The sequence below is a fragment of the Pseudomonas sp. DC3200b2 genome, from assembly GCF_049895785.1.
Lineage (GTDB): Bacteria > Pseudomonadota > Gammaproteobacteria > Pseudomonadales > Pseudomonadaceae > Aquipseudomonas > Aquipseudomonas massiliensis.
This window is the reverse complement of record NZ_JAFCTA010000003.1, coordinates 241075-260609: the sequence shown is the minus strand read 5'-3', so window position 1 is coordinate 260609 and position 19535 is coordinate 241075. Positions and strand designations below refer to the sequence as shown.

General features: G+C 64.3%; 13 protein-coding genes. 7 read left to right on the top strand and 6 right to left on the bottom strand.

Annotation, left to right across the window (positions count from 1 at the left end; translation table 11 throughout):
• Positions 1-110: 110 nt before the first annotated feature.
• The 4 genes from ACP691_RS10605 (at position 111) to ACP691_RS10590 (ending at position 7240) form a co-directional block, all read left to right on the top strand.
• Positions 111-605: a sigma-70 family RNA polymerase sigma factor gene (locus ACP691_RS10605; RefSeq protein ID WP_426149412.1), complete on the top strand. Its 495-nt coding sequence runs from the start codon at positions 111-113 to the stop codon at positions 603-605.
• Positions 598-1575, top strand: a complete 978-nt coding sequence (locus ACP691_RS10600) for a FecR family protein (protein WP_426149411.1) — start codon at positions 598-600, stop codon at positions 1573-1575. The genes ACP691_RS10605 and ACP691_RS10600 overlap by 8 nt, the downstream gene beginning before the upstream one ends.
• A gap of 89 nt (positions 1576-1664) precedes the next feature.
• On the top strand, positions 1665-4481 hold the full coding sequence (locus ACP691_RS10595; protein WP_426149410.1) for a TonB-dependent receptor plug domain-containing protein: 2817 nt from the start codon (positions 1665-1667) through the stop codon (positions 4479-4481).
• 11 nt (positions 4482-4492) lie between these two features.
• The gene (locus ACP691_RS10590) at positions 4493-7240 is read left to right on the top strand and encodes an insulinase family protein (RefSeq protein WP_426149409.1); all 2748 of its coding nucleotides are present in this window, start codon (positions 4493-4495) and stop codon (positions 7238-7240) included.
• 151 nt (positions 7241-7391) lie between these two features.
• Here ACP691_RS10590 and ACP691_RS10585 read toward each other — a convergent pair whose 3' ends face one another.
• The 4 genes from ACP691_RS10585 to ACP691_RS10570 are packed head-to-tail and all read right to left on the bottom strand — an operon-like array spanning position 7392 to position 12673.
• On the bottom strand, positions 7392-9149 hold the full coding sequence (locus ACP691_RS10585) for an ABC transporter ATP-binding protein (protein WP_426149408.1): 1758 nt from the start codon (positions 9147-9149) through the stop codon (positions 7392-7394).
• Positions 9146-10300 (bottom strand): beta-glucosidase, encoded by a 1155-nt coding sequence (locus ACP691_RS10580; RefSeq protein WP_426149407.1) that lies wholly within the window; start codon positions 10298-10300, stop codon positions 9146-9148. Before ACP691_RS10580 ends, ACP691_RS10585 begins: the two co-directional genes overlap by 4 nt.
• The gene (gene glf / locus ACP691_RS10575) at positions 10287-11510 is read right to left on the bottom strand and encodes a UDP-galactopyranose mutase (RefSeq protein ID WP_426149406.1); all 1224 of its coding nucleotides are present in this window, start codon (positions 11508-11510) and stop codon (positions 10287-10289) included. The genes ACP691_RS10580 and glf overlap by 14 nt, the downstream gene beginning before the upstream one ends.
• Positions 11498-12673, bottom strand: coding sequence for a glycosyltransferase family 1 protein (locus ACP691_RS10570; protein WP_426149405.1), 1176 nt, complete (start codon positions 12671-12673; stop codon positions 11498-11500). Before ACP691_RS10570 ends, glf begins: the two co-directional genes overlap by 13 nt.
• Positions 12674-12941: 268 nt before the next feature.
• On the opposite strand from ACP691_RS10570, the gene galE reads away from it, so the two are divergent.
• Entirely contained in the window at positions 12942-14018 is a 1077-nt protein-coding gene (gene galE / locus ACP691_RS10565) for a UDP-glucose 4-epimerase GalE (protein WP_426149404.1), read from the top strand.
• A gap of 129 nt (positions 14019-14147) precedes the next feature.
• A complete protein-coding gene (locus ACP691_RS10560; protein WP_426149403.1) occupies positions 14148-14540 on the top strand; it encodes an NUDIX domain-containing protein in 393 nt (130 codons plus the stop codon).
• A 25-nt stretch (positions 14541-14565) separates the two neighbouring features.
• Here ACP691_RS10560 and ACP691_RS10555 read toward each other — a convergent pair whose 3' ends face one another.
• Positions 14566-15177 (bottom strand): trimeric intracellular cation channel family protein, encoded by a 612-nt coding sequence (locus ACP691_RS10555; protein ID WP_426149402.1) that lies wholly within the window; start codon positions 15175-15177, stop codon positions 14566-14568.
• Positions 15178-15264: 87 nt separating this feature from the next.
• Positions 15265-17769: a PAS domain-containing protein gene (locus ACP691_RS10550; RefSeq protein WP_426149707.1), complete on the bottom strand. Its 2505-nt coding sequence runs from the start codon at positions 17767-17769 to the stop codon at positions 15265-15267.
• Between the two features lie 343 nt (positions 17770-18112).
• Here ACP691_RS10550 and ACP691_RS10545 point away from each other — a divergent pair, with 343 nt between their 5' ends.
• Positions 18113-19531, top strand: coding sequence for an aminotransferase (locus tag ACP691_RS10545; RefSeq protein ID WP_426149401.1), 1419 nt, complete (start codon positions 18113-18115; stop codon positions 19529-19531).
• The last annotated feature ends 4 nt before the right edge of the window (positions 19532-19535 follow it).

The window sequence follows — 19535 nt, the reverse complement described above, 5'->3', positions numbered from 1 at the left end:
CGCCAGGGGTTCCGAGCAGAGCACCAGCGGGCCAAAGGCAGCTTGAGTCATTATTGATAACGCTTCTCAATACCGGTATCCTCGCCGCCTTTCCTGTTCCGAGCAGCACAATGGACGCGGCCAGCAGACTCAGGCTGTACCTGGAACATCGGCGTTCGCTGGTGCGCTACGTCGCTTCCATGGTGGGAGGCACGGCACAAGCCGAGGACGTGGTACAGGACGCCTGGCTGCGCTTCGCCAATGAGCGTCTCAGCGATATCGAACGCCCCCTGCCCTATCTTTACCGCATCGTGCGCAACCTGGCCCTGGATACGCAAAGGCAGTACGAACGCCAGCCATGGGTAAGTGACGGACACGCCCTGGACGGGCTCAGTTGCGACCTTTCCTCTCCCGAACGTCAGTTGCACGGCCATTACGAGTTGCGTCAGCTGGAACATGCCTTGTGTAAACTGCCGGCCAGAACCCGCCGGGCATTCGAGTTGCACCGGCTCGGTGGCCTGAGCTACCAGGCCATCGCCGAAGCCCTTGGAATCTCCGCGGGACTGGCCCATCAATTGGTTCGCGAGGCGTTGGTACATTGCATGGAGGCGTTGGACGATGACTGAGCATCCCCTTACGGGTGGCGCTCCCCCGGAATCATTGGCCCGCTCCGCCAACCGGCAGGCGGCGGACTGGCTATTGCGTATCCAGGCCTCTCCCGAAGACTTGGACCTGCCCGAGCAACTGGCCCAATGGCTGAACGAGCACGAATCCCACCCCAAGGCCTACGCCAAGGCTCAAAGGGCCTGGGGCCTGGCCGCGGGGCTTGCACCGCCAGCGGCACCAGAGGCCCAAGCTTCGCCCGTAAGCGTCCAGGCACGTCCTCGGAAGCGACGCCGACTGGCCTGGCTCAGCAGCGCGGCGGCAGCCGTGTTGATCGCGCTAGGGGCTTATCAGCACTGGTTGCCAGGTGCCGACTACCGTACCGGCGTGGGCGAACGCAAGACCATTGAACTGGCCGATGGCAGCCAGGTGCAACTGGATACTGACAGTGCCGTGGCGGTGCGCTTCGAGGTAGGTGGGCGCCATGTGGAATTGCTGCGCGGGCAGGCCTTCTTCAAGGTCACTCACAACGCCAGCCGGCCCTTCCTGGTGGACGCTGGCCCCATCACCGTCACGGTCACCGGCACGGCCTTCGAGGTTCGGACTGGCCCGGATGGCGCACGCGTAGAGGTAGCGCAAGGCTCGGTGCGGGTCGCCATGCCTAACGCGTCGGTCGAAGTGCTCAAGGCCGGGGATAGCCTGCGCGCCGATGCCAGCGGCATGCACGAGGCCACCCTCACCGCTGTTCAGATAGCGCCATGGCGAAACGGGCGCTTGGCGGTCAACGGCCAGTCCGTGGCCGAAGTGGTCAGGGAAATAGACCGTTACCTTCCCGGGACGGTGCTGATGCCAAACGATGAGCTCGGCCAGCGCAAGGTGACTGGGCTATATGATATTGACCAGCCGGAGCAGGCCCTACGCTCGGTGCTACAGCCATGGTCAGCACGGCTTCGCCAGCTTGCGCCCTACATTTACGTCGTCGAAGAAAAATAATTTCACAAATTCTGAAGATTTCTTTCCGCAGCGCGTCATTCCCCGACTAATGAGACTCATTCGCAGGCTGTAACCTGCTCGGGAGATAGATGCGTTACTTCATCCACAGCACGCGCTGGCCTTCATGGCTGGCCACTGCCCTATTGGCAGGCCTGTTCGTTGCCCATCCCGGGCAAGTATCGGCCGCCCCTCTGTACGACGCCGGTCAGGTCCAGGATTTCGACGTACCTGCCCAGCCCTTGGGGGCGGCCCTGTTGACGTTCGCTCAGCAAAGCGGCCTGCAGCTGACCATTGATGACGCCTTGCTGGCCGGCCGCCGGTCCGCCCCCCTCATGGGCCATATGAGCAAGGCGGCCGCCTTGGACCAGTTGCTGCGCGGCTCAGGAATCGCCTGGTCGGTAGACCCACACAACATGCTGACCTTCAGCCTGGCGCCGAGCGGTGTCACCGGTGCGGCCCTGAACCTGCTGAAGACACCCGCGCCGCCGGTGGAACTGGCGCCCACCCTGGTGCTGGGCGAGGTGGAGAATGCCTATGCCGGTGCCACTGTCATCGACCGACGTTCGATCCAAGCGTTTCCTGGCGCCAATGGCGATATCACCACCCTGCTACAGATGCACCCCTCGGTGGGCTTCGACAATGCCCAGAAAGGGTCCAACAGCCCCGGCGAAATCGAGCCCGCCAACATCAGTATCAATGGCGCCAAGTACTACCAGAACAGCTTCATGATCGACGGCGTCGGAATCAACAATGACCTGGACCCGGGGGCCAACAGCTACAACGAGATACGCCAGTTCGACTCCACTCCCAGCCGTGCCCACGGCATCGCCCTGGACGCGGACCTGCTGCAGGAAGTACGGGTGTACGACAGCAACGTGCCAGCCGAATATGGCGGTTTCAATGGTGGCGTGGTCGACGCCATCACCCGCGCGCCCAGCCAGGCGTTGCATGGCAAGCTGTCCGCGGCCATGACCCGCTCGGAATGGACCCGCTACCACATCAGCGAAGCAGACCGGGGCGGCTTCGAAACCGCCTCGGACGAGCAATACCAGCCTGAGTTCGTCAAGACGACCATACGCGGAACCCTCGAAGGCCACCTCACCGAAAACTTCGGCGCCCTGCTCAATTTTTCCCGCAAGCGTTCGACCATTCCCCTGCATGCCTATAGCGATGGCTACAGCAGCCAGACCAAGGACCAGACCCGCGAGCTGGACAATTACCTGCTCAAGACCTACTGGCAGGTCAATGAGCAACTGTTGCTGGACACCTCCTTCACCTACGCGCCCCAAGACAGCTACTACTTCGTGGCCAACCGCAAGGACTCTGGGTTCACCACCCAGAATGGCGGCTACCAGGCCTCGATCAAGGCCACCTGGCTCGCCGACCGGACAACCTGGACGCATACCTTGGCGCTGACCGACCTGCACAGCTCCAGGGACGCGGAAAGCGACGATTATGTGAATTGGTATTATTCCGGCACCAAGAACTGGGGGCGCCTGAACGGCAACACGTCGCGCAGCGCCGAAGGCAGTTTCGGTGACCTGGAGCAAACCCAGCGAGGCGTCAGCTACAAGCTCAAGGGCCAATGGTTGCCCGTATCGCTGGGCGCCAGCGAGCACCGCGTCGGCGCGGGCCTGGAATGGGCCCATACACAGGCCACCTGGGAGCGGGCCGATGATGCCCAGGCGGCCACGGGCCTGGGCCGGGACAACGGCGCCTGCCTGAGCGGCGATGCCCTGTGCTCCAACGGCACCCTGCTCAACGGCAGCAACCGCCAGTACGCGACGACCCACACGCGCTATGCCGCGGGGCGCCTGGAAACCCAGCAGAACCAGGTGGGCGTCTTTCTTGAAGACCAGATCGTATTGGGCCGCTACAGCGTACGCCCGGGCCTGCGCCTGGACTACGACAGCTATTCCACCCAGACCACCCTGGCCCCGCGCCTGGCCATGGACTATGACCTCTTCGGCGATCGCTCAACCGTACTGGTGGCGGGTGCGAACCGCTATTACGGCCGCAACCTGTACAAATACGCCCTGTCCGATGGCCGCCAGGCATTGAACACTACCTATACCCGCCGCACTTACAACGGCGCCTGGACCGCCACGCGCCAGGTCAACACGACCCGCTACAGCAGCCTGGACGTGCCCTACGACGATGAGCTGATGGCAGGTATCCAGCAGCAATGGCTTGGCACGGATGTCGACTTCAAGTACGTACACCGCTTCGGCCGTGACAAGATCACTCGTAGCACGGCCAAGACACAGCAGTTGGAAAGCGGCGACGGCAGTAGCTACGTTACCAACTACTACACCTGGACCAACGCTGGCCGCAGCGAAACGGACAGCCTCACCCTGACCTTGACGCCCCGGCAGCGCCTCGACTGGCTGGGCACCCAGACCAGCGCCCAGCTGGCGGCGAACTGGACCCGCACGAAGGACGCGTACACCGACTACGAAAGCGTGCTCGATGCCAACGAGTATGCCGATGGTGACGTGGTCTATGACGGCAAGCTCACCCGCTGGAGCGAGCTTCCGGCGCGCAACTTCAATCGCCCCTGGGCACTGCGCCTGACCACCATCACCGGTATCCCGGCGCTGAACCTGGATTGGAGCAACTTCTTCCGCTATCGCGGCAGCTATGACCAGATCGTCGACACCGGCGATGACGTTTCCCTGGACGGCATCGAGTACGCCCTTTATGAGAAGGCCCGCGTGCCGGGTGCCTTCACCTGGGATACCCAAGTGGCCTGGGAACTGCCCTTGCGCAAGGACGAAGCCGTGTTCGTCACCCTCGACATCACCAATCTCACTGACAAGGTGAACCGCATCGTCAGCGCCACCTCTGGCGCCACCACCTATGAAACCGGCCGGCAATATTGGCTGGAAGTCGGCTACCGCTTCTGAGAACCCTTGGCATGATGAAGATGATGAGTTGCTGGCTGCTCGCCACGCTAGCAGGTGCCCTGTGTCTTTCTGCCCACGGCCAGGCCTTGGAATGGGACAAACGCATAGTCGCAGGTGAACTGAGCAACGGCCTGCAGTACCGTCTGGCGCCACTGGCCAAGGCCGGCGGCCGGATAGAGGTGCACCTGACGGTGCGTGCCGGCTCCCTGGATGAAACCGCAAGCGAAATCGGGGTGGCGCACCTGGTCGAACACCTGGCCTTCTACAACCGCGACTCGCGCGGGCAGACTGTACGCGAGCGACTGCTCGATGCGGGGTGGAAACAGGGCAGCCACTTCAATGCCGTGACCAATTACGAACGTACCCAATACCGCCTCAGCCCACCCCAAGGCAGTGTTCAGCTGGACCTGGCCCTGGAGGCTCTGGCGCAGTTGGCTGGCCCCGCCACCTTCAGCGAGACGGACCTGGCCAGCGAACGCCCCGTGGTGCTGGCAGAGTGGCGCGAAGGCCTGGGCACCTTCCAACGCATGAACGATCAACGCATCGCCAGCCAGCGCGGCGGCTCGGCTTATCCCCACCACCCCACCATCGGTAACGAAAAGGCGATCCAGACCGCCAGGCTGGCCTCGCTGTACCACTATCAACGACGCTGGTACCACCCCAATAACATGCTCATCACACTCGTGGGGGATGTATCCCCGGAGATAGCGATCGCCGCTTTCGAGCGGCACCTCGGCGCACTGCCCAAGGCTGCGCTACCCGCGAAGGGCGAGCGTGAGCTGGCCCTGGATGGCCAGCTCAAGGTCTACCGCCTGCAGGACAGCCAAAGCGGCAGCAACCAGGTCACGCTGCTCTACCGTTTGCGCACCCCGGCCAGTAGCGCAGCCACTGCCGATGGTCTGCGTGAACGCCTGATCGACCGGCTGACCACCAAAGCCACGCTTCGCCTGCTGCAACAGGCACCCCGCGGCGAACCTGTGAGCGCCTATAGCCTGCAAAAGGTACGCATCGGCCGGGACAGTACCGTAGTCGGTTTTGCCGCTACCCCCCGTGGCGCACAGCACCCGGAGGCACTGCGCCGGCTGTTGGGGGAAATCGAGCGGATCAGGCGCCACGGTTTTCCCAAGGCGCTGGTGGATGAACTCAAGCGCGACATCCGCCAGGTAGCCCTGGCCATGCAGGGCAACGAAAGGGACAAGGACCTTCGCGAATGGCTGATTCAGTTGGACGAAGCCGAGCGCCAGCATTTGCCACTGACTACTCGGGAACAGCGCGCGCGGCTGAGCTTGCAAGCGCTGGACAGCATCGACCCGCCTACCCTGCAGGCTCGCTTGCGGGCGTGGACCGACGCCAAGGATCAGGTCGTGCAGATCACCGCCCCAACGGCCCTGGCCGTAACGTTGCCGAGCCCGGAGCGAATCGCCCAGTGGCGCGCCCAGTGGCAAGACAGCCCCCTGTCGGCCACGAAGCTTGTCGCTGAAACGGCCAGAGCCGAAGACCCGGATCTGACACCGAGCACAACCGAGGGTCGCATCGTGGAGCGCCAGACCTTCGCCAAGGAGCAGGTTGAACATTGGCGGCTAAGCAACGGCGACCGGCTGGTCTGGCTCAAGCGACCGGGCCCCGATGGACGCATCGCACTGCGGATAGACAGCCCCAGCAGCGCCGCTACGGCCACCAATCCGAGGCTGGCGCAACTGAGCCTAGAGCTGATGAGCCACGTGCTCCCAGGCTGGGACGAACCCCGTACCCAGGCCTGGAAAACCAAACGCGCGTTGCAATCGAGCTGGTTGGTCGGGCCGGGGCGCATGGAGTTCCAGGCCAGCGCGCCAGTCGCGGGCGTGGCCGACCTGTTCAGGCTCTATCGCCATCAGCAAGCCAACCAGGATCTGCACCCCGCGCTTCTGCAAAGCGCGCGCGAAGCCATGCAGCGCCAAGGGCAGCGTCCGGACAGCGTGAGCCGCCAACAGGCCGCGGCCTGGCTTAGCCTGGAACAGGACACCACTGAGCCAGCAACGCCAGCGGAGCTGACCCCCGCCGCTATCCTGACCCCTTGGCGCCAACAGGCCGCGGTGCCGGTCACTTACTATGTCATGGGCCTGCTGCCTGAACACGAACTGGAGGCACTGGTGCGCCAGGAATTGGCCAGCCTCGCTCGTGGCGAGGCCTCGGCCAGCGCCACCGCGCCCCCACTGCCCGCCCGCGCTGTTAAGACGCTCCCCATCGGCATCGAGCCCCGTGGGGATCTGAAGTGGGCCAGCTACCATCCGCTGCGCTGGGCGCCCGAAGATGCCGCCCAGATCGCTCTGCTCAGCGACCTGGCCCGCCGCCAGCTCAAGTCACGATTGCGTGATGAAGCCCGGGGCGTGTATAGCGTGGAGTTTTCCAGCACGCTGGCCCCAGGGGCGGATCACGTGCACAGCCAACTCAGCCTGCGCACCGCGCCCCAGCAACTGGACGAACTGGTAGACCTGGCCGAACAGACCCTCCGGGCATTGCCGCAAAGCCTTGACGAAGAGACGGCCCGGCGCCTACGCGCCCAGTTGGCCCAGGATGAGCTTGCCCGCAGGGCCGACCCCGCCACCCAACTGGCCCGCTTGCAACTATCGGAAAGACAATACGGCGATCCGCGCTACCTGAGTACGCAGACGGCCTTGAGCGAACATGTTTCGCTGGCGAGCCTGCAACGCCTGGCGCGTACCCTGATAGATAGCGAGCATAGGTTGCAGCTACGTACAGTCCCGGTGCCGCAACCCTGACCTTCTACTATCAAACGCCTGTTCCCCAGCTGGCGCTGGGTCCCACAGGGCATGCAAAGTCCCGTTGGAGGTAGCGAAGCTGCCGAATGGCAGGGTCTGTAAACGCCCGTTCCCCGGTTGACGCTGGGTCCCACGACGACGAATGCGCCGTCTACAGCTGAGACATCGCCTGGGCGCGCCACAGGTTTTCATAGAGGCCACCAGCGCTGCGCAGCTCTTCCGGGGGGCCGTCTTCGACCACGCTGCCGTCCTGCATCACCAGCACACGGTCGAAACTGGCGATAGTGGCCAGGCGATGGGCAACCGCGAGCACGGTGCGACCTTGCATCAAGTCGTTCAGCGCGGCCTGGATCACCGCTTCCGAGCGTGAATCCAGGGCGGCCGTGGCTTCGTCGAGAATCAGGATACGGGCGTTCTTCAAGAATGCCCGAGCGATGCCCAGGCGCTGGCGCTGGCCGCCGGACAACATTACGCCCCGTTCCCCTACCTGGGTGTCATAGCCCTTGGGCAACCGCTCGATGAAATCATGACAATAGGCGCTGCGCGCGGCGGCGATCACTTCCTCGCGGGTGGCCTCGGGACGGCCATAAAGAATGTTTTCGTAAATGGTGCGATTGAACAGTGCCGGTTCCTGGGGTACCACGGCGATCTGCCGACGCAGGCTGTCCTGGCTGATTTCGCGCACGTCTCGCCCGTCTATGCGAATCGCGCCCTCGGTCACGTCATCGAGCCGCTGCAGCAATCCGATCAAGGTGGATTTGCCCGCTCCGGAGGGGCCGACGATACCCACCCGCTGGCCGGGCTCGATGCGCAGGTCCAACTGCCGCAGCACCGTTCCGCCACCGGGATAGGCATAGGTGACTTGGGCCAGTTCAATGGCGCCCTGTTGCACCGGCCAGTCCGCGTCATGGTCAGGCAAAGCGTGAGGCTGAGCGATGATCTGCAGGGTTTCACCAATGGCCCCCATGTGCTGGCTGGTGTCGACCAATGCCAGGGCCAGGTCGCGAGAGCCGTGCAGGATACGGAAAGTCAGCGCGCTGACCATGACCACATCGCCCGCGGTTACCCCACCCTGGGTCCACAAGGCGATGGCCCATGCGAGCATGCCGCCGGCCATCAGCGCCAGGCAGAGATCATGCAGCACCCTGGCTTTTTCCAGGTACAGCCAGCTGCGTCGCTGGGCCTGAGCTTCGGCCTGGATCTTTTCATCCAGCCGGCGTCGCTCACGCTCCCTGGCGGAGAATGCCTTGATGGTCCAGACGTTGTTGACCAGATCCACCAGTTCGCCGCCAACCACGGCGGCCTGGGCCGCGAAGTGCTGGTGCTTGCTACGCCCGCGGATACCGAAGAAAGTGATGATGGCCGCCACCAATACCACCGACACCACCAGCGCCGCGGCCATTTCCACCCGGACCGTGGCCAGCACTACCACGGCGCCGATGAAGTCCACGCACGGTGGCGTGATCTTCCAGATCAGCGCGCCGTACACGGCACCGGCGGCCGAGCCGGTGGCCGAGATCCGTGCTCCCAGTGCTCCGGCATAATGCTCCGTGAAATAGCGCATGGGGTGGCCGGTCAGGTGGCTGAACAGGTCCACCCGCATGTCCGCGCAACTGGCTACCACCGTACGACAACCCAGCCAGCCGCCTAGGCGCCAGAACACGTTTTCCACGGCAATCAAGGCAATGAAGAGGAAGAACGGCAGCCACACACCGGCATCGCCACGGTGATTGGCGTTCATGCTGTCCACCAGCAGCTTCATGCCGTACTGCACAGCCACCGCGCAGCTGGCCCCGCCCATGATAAAGCTGGCTACTCCGGCATAGGCGCCAGGGCGTCTTCGCACATAAGACCAGAGGAAGCCGGCGGCGGTGGGCGGGGGCGTTGTACTGCCACCCGCCGACTTCATGCCGATACCCGCTGACCGTGCAGCCCGGCTGGCAGGTGGTCCCCGATACGTTCGGCCAACCGTTTCAGGGCTTGCCGCGTGCCGGCATGGACCGGGCGGCAGCCCTGGGCGTCAGGGAAGCCCAGCAAACCGGTGTGACAATGGCGGTCATCATCCCAACCGGGGTAATCCAGCACCGGATAAAGACACAGACCCTCCAGCGGCACCCCGGCGGCCAAGGCCTGGTCCACCTGCTCGCCCATGTAGTCCAGCCAGGGTTCACGGCCGTCGCCTTCGGCTCCGGTTTCGGTGATGATCATGGGCCGACCATAGCGCAAGTGCGCTTCCTTGAGCATTGCCAGAAAGGGTCGGTAGTCCGGGTGCCCGCGCGGGATCTGCGCTCCACCCAGGTACCACTGGTTATGCGGGTAGAAATTCAGCCCGAGGATATCCAGATACGCTTCGCGTCCGCCCAGGCCCGGCCAGGCACGGCCACTGAGCAGGTCCCAGGCCTCGAACTGCGCCTGGCGGTAGCTTTCCGCGCTCTCCCCATCCTGCGGCCGGTCAGGGGCGGGTACCACGTTGATCAGCGGGTCCGCCTGGACGAAGCGCGCGCGGGGTTCCACGGCACGAATGGCTTCGATGGCGGCGATGCTGGCGCGCACGAGCTGATGCTTGAGTTCCATGCCGCGCCGCTCGCGGCTGGGGTTGAAGTACGAGACGTCGCCCCCGGCCCAGGCCCAGAAGGAGATTTCGTTGATCGGGCAGTAGAACGGCACGCTATCGCTACGCTCGCGCACATGTCGGGCAGCCTCGCCAGCAAAACGGGCGAAGCGTTCGACGAAGGCCGGCTGCCAGATGTCCAGGTCATCAGGGTAGCCGTAGTGGCAGATGTCCCAGATCACTTGGGTGCCCGTACGCTCGGCCGCGTCGAGCAACAGGTCGAAACTGCTCCAGTCGTACACGCCGGGGCGCTGTTCGATCAGGTGCCAGCGCAGGCCGTCACGCACCGTGGCGATGCCTTCCGCCCGGAGGGCCAGGTAGTCCGCCTCAGCGTGCCGGGCATGGCCGGTACTGGCCAGCAGGTCAAGCCTGCGCCCATCGGCGCGGCGGCAACTGGAGCACTCGAACCCGCCCATGACAAAGCTGGCCAGCAGCTCAGGCCTGTGCATAGGGGGCCTCCGCCGAACCGCCTTGCTCCGCTTCCTCGATGCGCTGGTACAGCGCCAATGCCTGCCCTACGACCTGGTCCATGTTGTAGTACTTGTAGGTGCCCAGCCTGCCGAGGAAAGTCACTCCTGGAGTGCGCTCGGCCAGCGCCTTGTAGCGCTGGTACAGCTCGGCATTTTCGGCGGCGGGCACGGGATAGTACGGGTCGCCCTCGGCGCTGGGGTATTCGTAGGTGATGCTGGTATGGGGATGTTCCTGGCCGGTGAGGTGCTTGTACTCGGTGATCCGGGTATAGGGCACTTCCTCGCTGGGGTAGTTGACCACCGACACAGCCTGGAACCGAGCCTGGGGCAGGCTGCGGTGCTCGAAGCGCAAGGAGCGGTAAGGCAGCTTGCCCAGCTCGAAGCCGAAATATTCATCCACCGGCCCGCAGTACACCAGGTGCCCGCGGGGCAGGCGCTCGTCGACCACGGCGAAGTCGGTGCCCAGCAGGATGTCGATATTGGGATGGTCGAGCATGCGTTCGAACATGGCGGTGTAGCCGTTCTTCGGCATGATCTGGAAGGTATCGCCGAAATAGCGGTCGTCCGTGTTGGTGCGGGTGGGCACCCGCGCCGTCACGGAGCGATCCAGTTCGCAAGGGTCCCGCCCCCATTGCTTGCGGGTGTAACCGCGGAAGAACAGCTCATACAGCTCACGGCCTACCTGGCTGACCACCACATCTTCGGAAGTGCGGACAGGGTCCACCGGCTCGGCGCGCTCGGCCAGGAAGGCCTGGGCGCCGGCTTCGTCCAGCTCCAGGCCGTAGAGCGTGTTCAGGGTAGTGAGGTTGATGGGCACCGGCACTTGCTGGCCGCGCACCTCGGCCAGCACCCGGTGCTCATAAGGCCGCCACTCGGTGAAGCGCGAGAGGTAGTCGACGATGCGTTGGGCGTTGGTATGGAAGATGTGGGGGCCATAGCGATGCACCAGCACGCCGCTCTCGTCCAGATGATCGTAGGCGTTGCCACCGATATGCTCGCGGCGGTCGACCAACAGCACACGCTTGCCCAGCCCGGCGGCCAACCGCTCGGCCAGTACGCTACCGGCGAAGCCCGCTCCCACGATCAGGTAGTCGTAGAAAGGGGTACCCTCCGGCTCACCGTGGGTGCCCCCGTGAATGGCCGGCGTGTTGGCACGCTCAAGCGCTTGTTCCAGGCTTATCGCAGGCATTGGATCTGCTCCATCATGGCGTTCCAGGTGTTGTCCCAGGACATACCCTGCAGGGCCTGGTCGGCCTGGCGCAGCAGTTCGGCGCGATCCTTACCCTGGACCAGGGCGCGCTCCACGGCCGCGATGAACTGCTCTGGCGTTTCGGCGATATGCACCACGGCACTGTCACCGTAGGTACGCACCACATCGGTGATGGGGGTGGACACCACCGGGCAACCGCCGGCCAGGTATTCGGGGGTCTTGGTAGGGCTGATGAAACGGGTGGCCTCGTTCCGCGCGAAGGGCATCAGCGCCACGTCCCAGCCAGCCAGGTAGGCCGGCAGCTCGTCATACCCCTTGCCACCCAGGTAGTGGATATTGGACAAGCGCGGCAGGCTGGCGGGGTCGATCTTCACTACCGGCCCCACCAGCACGATCTGCCAGTCGGGGCGCTGACGTGCCACGGCTTCCACCAGGGGCACATCGAAGCGTTCGTCAATGACCCCGAAAAAGCCCAGGCGCGGGCGGGCAATGCCAGCCTGGTCCGCCGGCTCGGCCAGACCCTCACGGGCCGCGCCGAAGTGTGCGATGTCCACGCTGCTAGGCATGGCGTGGGCATTGGCATGCTGGCTGCGCTTGGCTTCCCAGATGCTCACGCCCCCGGTGAAGACCACGCCGGCGCGGGCCAGCAGTTGCTTTTCGCGTTCCAGCAGCTCGGGCGGCGCGCCCTTGAACGCAGACAACTCGTCCATGCAGTCGTAGATGGTGACCTTGGGCCGCAGATGGTCGCTGAAACCCAGGCTCATGGGGGTGAAATACCACAACAGCAACTCAGGGTGAGGGTTGTCCCGCAGATAGCCATCGAGCACCTCGCGCAGCGCGACCTCGGTGGCGGGAAAGTCCAGCCCATGCGGTACCCGAGGCGTGACTACGGTTACCCCGTTGCCCTGTGGATAGACCTCCAGGTACGGGGTATCGGTGTCGGCGGGTATGGGCTCTTCGAAGAACAGCACGTCGAAGCGACGGGCCATGCGCGACATCAGGTGCTGGGGCCGTTGATACACGAATCCCCAACGTAGATGGGAAAGGCAGACCAGCAGCGGTCGTGCGGTGGTGTTCGGAGCCAGGCCAGGGGCGCGTGCTTCGGCGACCGCGGCTAAAGGTTGCTGGGACGGGACGTTCATGACCAGAGCTTCCTTGTGTTGTCAGCAGGTAGGGCGACTCCACTACGTTCCCGAAGGATCTCGAGCCGACGTAAGCACAGCTATGGATGCCCTGCCCCCTCCGTCGTTCAGCACCGCCGCCATGCGAAGCGACGAACGACACGACCGCTCGCGTTTTAGGTTGAACTGTCTTGCCCTGTCTCGCTTCCGTAATTCAATACACACGCTGTGCGTTCGCTTACTGGCACGCCCGGCCACCGATCACGAACGCTTGGAAAAGGGACGGCCGATGATTCTGGTAACAGGTGGAGCGGGGTATCTGGGGGCGCACGCAGTACTTGCGCTGCTGGAAGCCGGTGAAGAGGTGGTAGTGCTGGACAACTTCGCCAATAGCAGTCCTGAAGCGCTCAGACGGGTAAGGCGCATCAGCCGGCGCAAGCCAGCTTTGGTGGTAGGCGATGTACGCGACCGGGCGGTGCTCGATGACCTGTTCAAGCGCTTTCCCGTCGATGCGGTGATGCACTTCGCGGGTCTGAAAGCCGTGGGTGAAAGCGTGCGACAACCGTTGCGCTATTACGATACCAACGTTGGCGGCAGCATCAACCTGTGCCAGGCGATGGCCTACGCTGGCGTGTTCACCCTGGTGTTCAGCTCTTCGGCGACGGTCTATGGGGATTGCCAGCGGATGCCCATCGATGAGCAGACCGCCTGCGGTCACCCGACCAACCCCTATGGCCAGTCCAAGCTGATGACCGAACAGGTGCTGGCCAGCCTGGCTCAGGCGGACGACCGCTGGAGCATCGGCGTGCTGCGTTACTTCAATCCGGTTGGCGCGCACCCGTCGGGCCTGTTGGGCGAATCACCCAAAGCCGTCCCCAGCAATCTGTTGCCCTACCTGCTGCGGGTGGCTGGAGGGCAATTGCCAGCGCTTCCGGTGTTCGGCGATGACTATCCTACCCCGGACGGGACCGGCGTACGAGACTACATCCATGTGCTGGACCTGATCGCCGGACATCTGGATACCCTCGCCTACCTGCGTCGCAGCAGCGGCATTCGGGCCTGGAACCTGGGCACCGGCCTGGGCTATTCGGTATTGGAACTGGTGCATGCCTTCGAACGCATAAGCGGCATCAGCGTGCCGCTGGACATGCGTGAACGCCGTCCTGGCGATGTAGCCATGTGCTGGGCCGACGCAACCCGGGCCAGGGAAGAGCTGGGCTGGGTGGCCCGGCGCAACCTGGATACCATGTTGCGCGACGCCTGGCGTTGGCAGCGGGCCAACCCCACCGGGTACAGCAAAATGCCTGGCAGCGGCACGGCCGCCAAGGTAGGCGACGAGCGCGCCAGCGCTTTGCCCCTGCGCTAGATCCGCAGGGAACCGCAGGCTTCCGACGAGCCGCTCCTCATGCAATGCCCGGCGCCGCCGATAAGGAAGGTAGGCGCCAGCTTCGGCACAGCGCGCGCTGGCTCACTGTCGTCCAAGGTCCTGCATGTCATGAACGTACCTACCCATCCTGAGCGCAAACCCAAAGGCGTCAAGCACCGCGCTACCGTGGTGTATCGCCAGAACGGCGAAGTGTTGTTCGTACGCAAGCGCAACGCCAAGTGGAACCTGCCTGGCGGGCGGGTAGAAGCCCATGAAACGCCCCTGCAGGCGGCGCTGCGGGAAATGGCCGAGGAAACCGGCCTGGCCTTGGCGAACCTGCGCTTCGTCACTCATCACTACGAAATGGGGGTCATTCATTACGTGTTCGAGGCCGAGTTCAAGGAACAGGCCGTCCCGCGCCCCTGCAATGAAATCGAGGCCTGCCAGTGGTTCCGCCCGGAGGAGATCAGCGAGCGTGAGGTCCGTCGCCCTATCCTGGCGCTGCTTCAATCACAAGCCTGACACGTCCGCGTGCTGGGCCCCCAAGCTATTGTCGCTCCTGGTAGACGAACTTGGGCATGCTCCAGTGGTACCTGATCGCCAGCAGCCGCAGCAGCAGCCCGGCGGACAGCGTCAGCAAGGTGGCCTGCTCCACTGGCATCCCCAGCTCCAGGCACAGCAGAAAGCACAGGGCCGCCGCCAACGAGGCGCTGGCATAGATTTCCCGGCGGAACACCAAGGGGATGTCATTGCAGAAGATATCCCGCAGGATGCCGCCGAAGACTCCAGTGATCACCCCACTCACCGCCACCACCAGCCAACCCAGGCCCATCTCCCGCGCCGTCATGCAGCCGATCAGGGTGAACGCCATCAGCCCCAGCGCATCGAGTACCAGGAACAGCTGGCGCAGCCGCCGCATCAGAGGGGCGATGAAGATGGTAAGGATGGCAGCCGACGTAGTCAGCATCAGGTATTCAGGATGCTTCACCCAGGTCAGGGGGTAATGGCCCAATAGCATATCCCGCACGGACCCTCCGCCCAAGGCTGTGGCGCAGGCCACGAACACCACGCCGAACCAGTCCATGCCCCGGCGCCCCGCGGACAGGGCGCCAGTCATGGCTTCGGCGGTGATCGCAACAAGATAGAGAGCAAGCAGCATGGAGGCTTCCAACGACGGACGGGCGCCCGCAGGGCGACGGGGCACCAAGGGTACGCAAATCGCCGATGCCGCGCCAACCGTGCTGGGCTAGCTGGCCAGCAGCTCCCGCACCCTCGTGGTCAACTGCTCCACCGTGAACGGTTTGGTCAGTACCGCCATGCCTGCTCCCAGACTCGCGCCTGCCATGGCGGCGTTTTCTGCATAGCCGGTGATGAACAGCGTTCTCAGTCCTGGCCGCAGTTCCCGTCCAGCGTCGGCCATCTGGCGACCGTTCATGCCACCGGGCAAGCCGACGTCGGTGATCAGCAGGTCAATCCGCGCCGAAGAGCGCAACAGCGTCAGGCCGGCCGCGCTGTCCGCGGCTTCCAGCAGGCTGTAGCCCAGTTCGCCCAGCAGGTCCGCCAGCAGCAGACGGACCGTGGGTTCGTCGTCCACGATCAGAATACTGTGCCCGGGCTGGTCGCCAACTCGCGGCACAGGCTCGACCCTGGTCAAGGTAGGGCCCGTCTGGCCTAGGTAGCGCGGCAAGTGGATCTGCACACGCGTGCCTTCGCCCAGGCTGGAATAGATGCGCACCTGCCCCCCGGACTGCCGGGCGAAGCCGTAGATCATCGACAGGCCCAGCCCGGTACCCTGGCCGATGGGCTTGGTGGTGAAAAAAGGGTCGAACGCCTTGGCCATTACCCCCGGTGTCATGCCGGCTCCATTGTCGGTCACGCATAGGCTCAGGTATTGCCCTTCGGGGGTATCGAGCCCGCGGGCCGTCTGGGTATCGAGGCAGACATTGGCGGTTTCGATGACGATGCGCCCGCCGTCGGGCATGGCATCCCGCGCATTCAGGCACAGGTTCAGCAGTGCGTTTTCCAGCTGACTGGCATCCACCAGGGCCGGCCACAGATCCGGCGCTCCGCTGGCTTGAACCACGATGCCGGGGCCCACGGTGCGCTGCACCAAATCGATCATGCCCTCGATCAGCGCGCGGACGTCGGTGGGGCGCGGATCCAGCGTCTGCCGCCGCGAGAAGGCCAGCAGGCGGTGAGTCAGGGCCGCGGCGCGACGGGTAGCGCCCTGGGCCGCCTCGATGTACCTGCCGGCCTCGGCCGCGCGACCTTGAGCGATCCGCGACCCAAGCAGCTCCAGGGCACCGGAGATCCCGGCCAGCAGGTTATTGAAGTCGTGGGCCAGGCCGCCGGTGAGCTGGCCCACGGCTTCCATTTTCTGGGACTGGCGCAGCTTCTCTTCAGCATGCATCAGTTCGGTGGTGCGTTCCGCGACCCGTTGCTCGAGGGTTTCATTGAGCGCCCGCAAGGCGGCCAGGGCACGGTCACGCTCGGCTTCGATCGCCCGTCGCTCTTGCACGTCGATCAACACGCCGGGAAAACTCAATGGGGTGCCATCTTCGCCCAGATCCACCCGGCCGTTGGCTTCGAGCCAGTAATAGTTGCCGTCGGCGCGGCGTACCCGGTACTGGTGCGCGTAGGCACCGCCCTGGGCGATCACCTGGTTGATCGCCGCGCTCAGCGAGGCCCGATCATCCGGATGAACGGTGGCGGTCACCTGGCTCAGGCTCAGACCCTTCAGGCCGAGGGCCGGGTCGAGCCCGAACGCGCGAGCGAAGGCCTCATCCACGGAAAAGCGATCCGTGGGCAGGTCCCAGTGCCAGGTGCCGATGATCGCCCCCGCCGCCAGGGCCAACTGCACTCGCTCGACATTTTCCCGCGCCAGGGCCTCGCTGACACGCAGTCGCTCCTGTGCCGCGCGTCGCTCGGTGACGTCACTGAACAGGATGGCGATCTGCCGCTGCGCCGGGTTGCCCACGCGTACGGCACGCACGTCGAACCAGCGTTCAAAGGTATTGGCGTAATTCTCGAAGGTGGCCGGCTCGCCGGTCTTGGCTACGTGGCCATAGGTTTCGAACCAGAAGCGCTCCAGCTCCGGCGCGAATTCCTTGACCCGCTTGCCGCGCAGGTCGACCCCGGCCTGGCGCTCGAACGCCGGGTTCGCCTCCAGAAAACGGTAGTCGATGGGTTCGTCCTGCTCGTCGAAGATCACCTGCACGATGGCGAAAGCGGCGTCGACGGTCTCCAGGATGGTCCTGAAACGTTCCTCGCTCTGGCGCAGGGCCGTCTCGGCAATGCGGATGCGGGTCAGGTCCAGCATGGCGCCGATCATCTGTACCGGCCTGCCCGTTGCGTCACGCAACAAATGACCTCGATCGAGCACCTCGGCGTAGGAGCCGTCGGCTCGGCGAAAGCGGTATTCCTGCACCCAGGCGGGTGCCGCGTTCTTCATCGCTGCCTCTACCGAGGCCCAGACACGGTCGCGGTCGGCCGGGTGAATGTGCGCCAGCCACCAGGTCGTCGTATTGCCGATATCGGCGTGGGCGTAGCCATAGCTGATCTCCAGGGCCTGGCTGCGTAGCACATGGCCATCGAGCATATTCCAGTTCCATACCACATCGCTGCTCGCGCGCACGGCTTCACTGAACGGGTGCGCGGCCAATGCGCGCGCAGGCTGCCCTCCCAGGCCCCGATCGAGCGACGCGGGCGGGTAGGTCGAGGCATCAGGGTCCAGCCCGGCGGCGGTGAGCATGCCGCGCAGCCGGGTGATCTCAGCTTGCAGCGCTTCAATGCTTGGCACGCTCAACGGCCACCTCGGCATGGCAGTGGATATCGAAGGCTCGGCATGGGCGGAATCTCTAAACGACAGGGAGGGTGGTTCGGAAGGCTGGCTTGCACCGCAAGGTGCGCCAGCATGGCGCCAGTACCGGCTTTGTACAAGCCCACGCCTTGATGCTGCTTACGAACGGCAGGCTTCTTCTTTATCTCCGGACTATCAGCGCGCTGGCCTACCTACCCATTCGGGGAATGGTCTGAGTGGCATCGTTGGGCGACAGTGCGCGCCGACGTTTCCATTTCGCACCAGGAAGGCTGCCATGACCACCCTCGCCCCGACGTTCTTCGACACCTTCGACCAGGCCAAACTGGTGGCCGCCGACAAGGCCCATTACCTTCACGGCTTCCATATGTTCGACGAGCACCGCGAACAGGGCTCCCTGAACATTGCAGCTGGCCAAGGTGCCTATATCTATGACACCCAGGGCAACCGCTACCTGGACGCGGTGGGCGGCATGTGGTGCACCAACATCGGCCTGGGCCGCGAGGAAATGGCCGATGCCATCGCTGCCCAGGTGCGTGCCCTGGCCTATGCCAATCCCTTCGCGGACATGGCCAACGTGCCGGCCATCGAGCTGTGCGAAAAGCTGGCCAGCCTGGCGCCAGGCGACCTTAACCATGTATTCCTCACCACGGGCGGCTCCACTGCCGTGGACACGGCCTACCGGCTGGTGCAGTTTTACCAGAACGCCCGCGGCAAACCGGAAAAGAAGCACATCCTCTCACGCATCAACTCGTACCATGGCTCCACCACTCTGACGATGAACATCGGTAACAAGGCCGGTGACCGCGCACCGGAGTTCGATTTCCAGAGCGACCTGTTCCATCACCTCTCCTGCCCCGGCTACTACCGGGCACCGGCGGGGATGACCGAAGCGGATTTTCTCGAGCATCTGGTCAGCGAGTTCGAGGCCAAGGTGCTCGAACTGGGGCCAGAGCGGGTCGCCGCCTTTTTCGCCGAACCCATCATGGGCTCCGGCGGGGTGATCATTCCGCCAGATGGCTACCATCGCCGCCTGTGGGAGCTGTGCCAGCGCTACGACATTCTCTATGTGGCCGATGAAGTGGTCACCTCCTTCGGTCGTCTCGGCCACTTCTTCGCCTCTGCCGAAGTGTTCGATGTCCAGCCAGACATCATCACCACTGCCAAGGGGCTGACTTCCGGCTACCTGCCGCTGGGCGCGTGCATTTTCTCGACGCGCATCTGGGACGTGATCAGCGAGCCTGGGCAGGGTCGCTGCTTTGCCCACGGCTTTACCTACAGCGGGCATCCGGTCAGTTGCGTGGCGGCCCTCAAGAACATCGAGATCATCGAACGCGAAGGCTTGCTGGCCCATGTGGAGGATGTAGGCCGCTACCTTGAAGCCCGGCTAGCGACCCTGGCCGAGCTGCCCCTGGTCGGGGAAGTCCGCTGCAAGCGGTTGATGGCCTGTATTGAATTCGTGGCCGATAAACGCAGCAAGGCCCTGTTCCCCGACAAAGTGAACATCGCCGAGCAGATTCACAGCCGCGCCCAGGCCAAGGGCTTGCTCGTTCGCCCCATCGCGCACTTGAACATCATGTCCCCACCCCTGGTGATCACCAGGGCCCAGGTGGACGAGGTGGTGACGACCTTGCGCGAGGCTATCCTGGACGCCGCCGCGGCACTTACCGCCAGTGGCCACTATACCGGCGCCTGAGGAC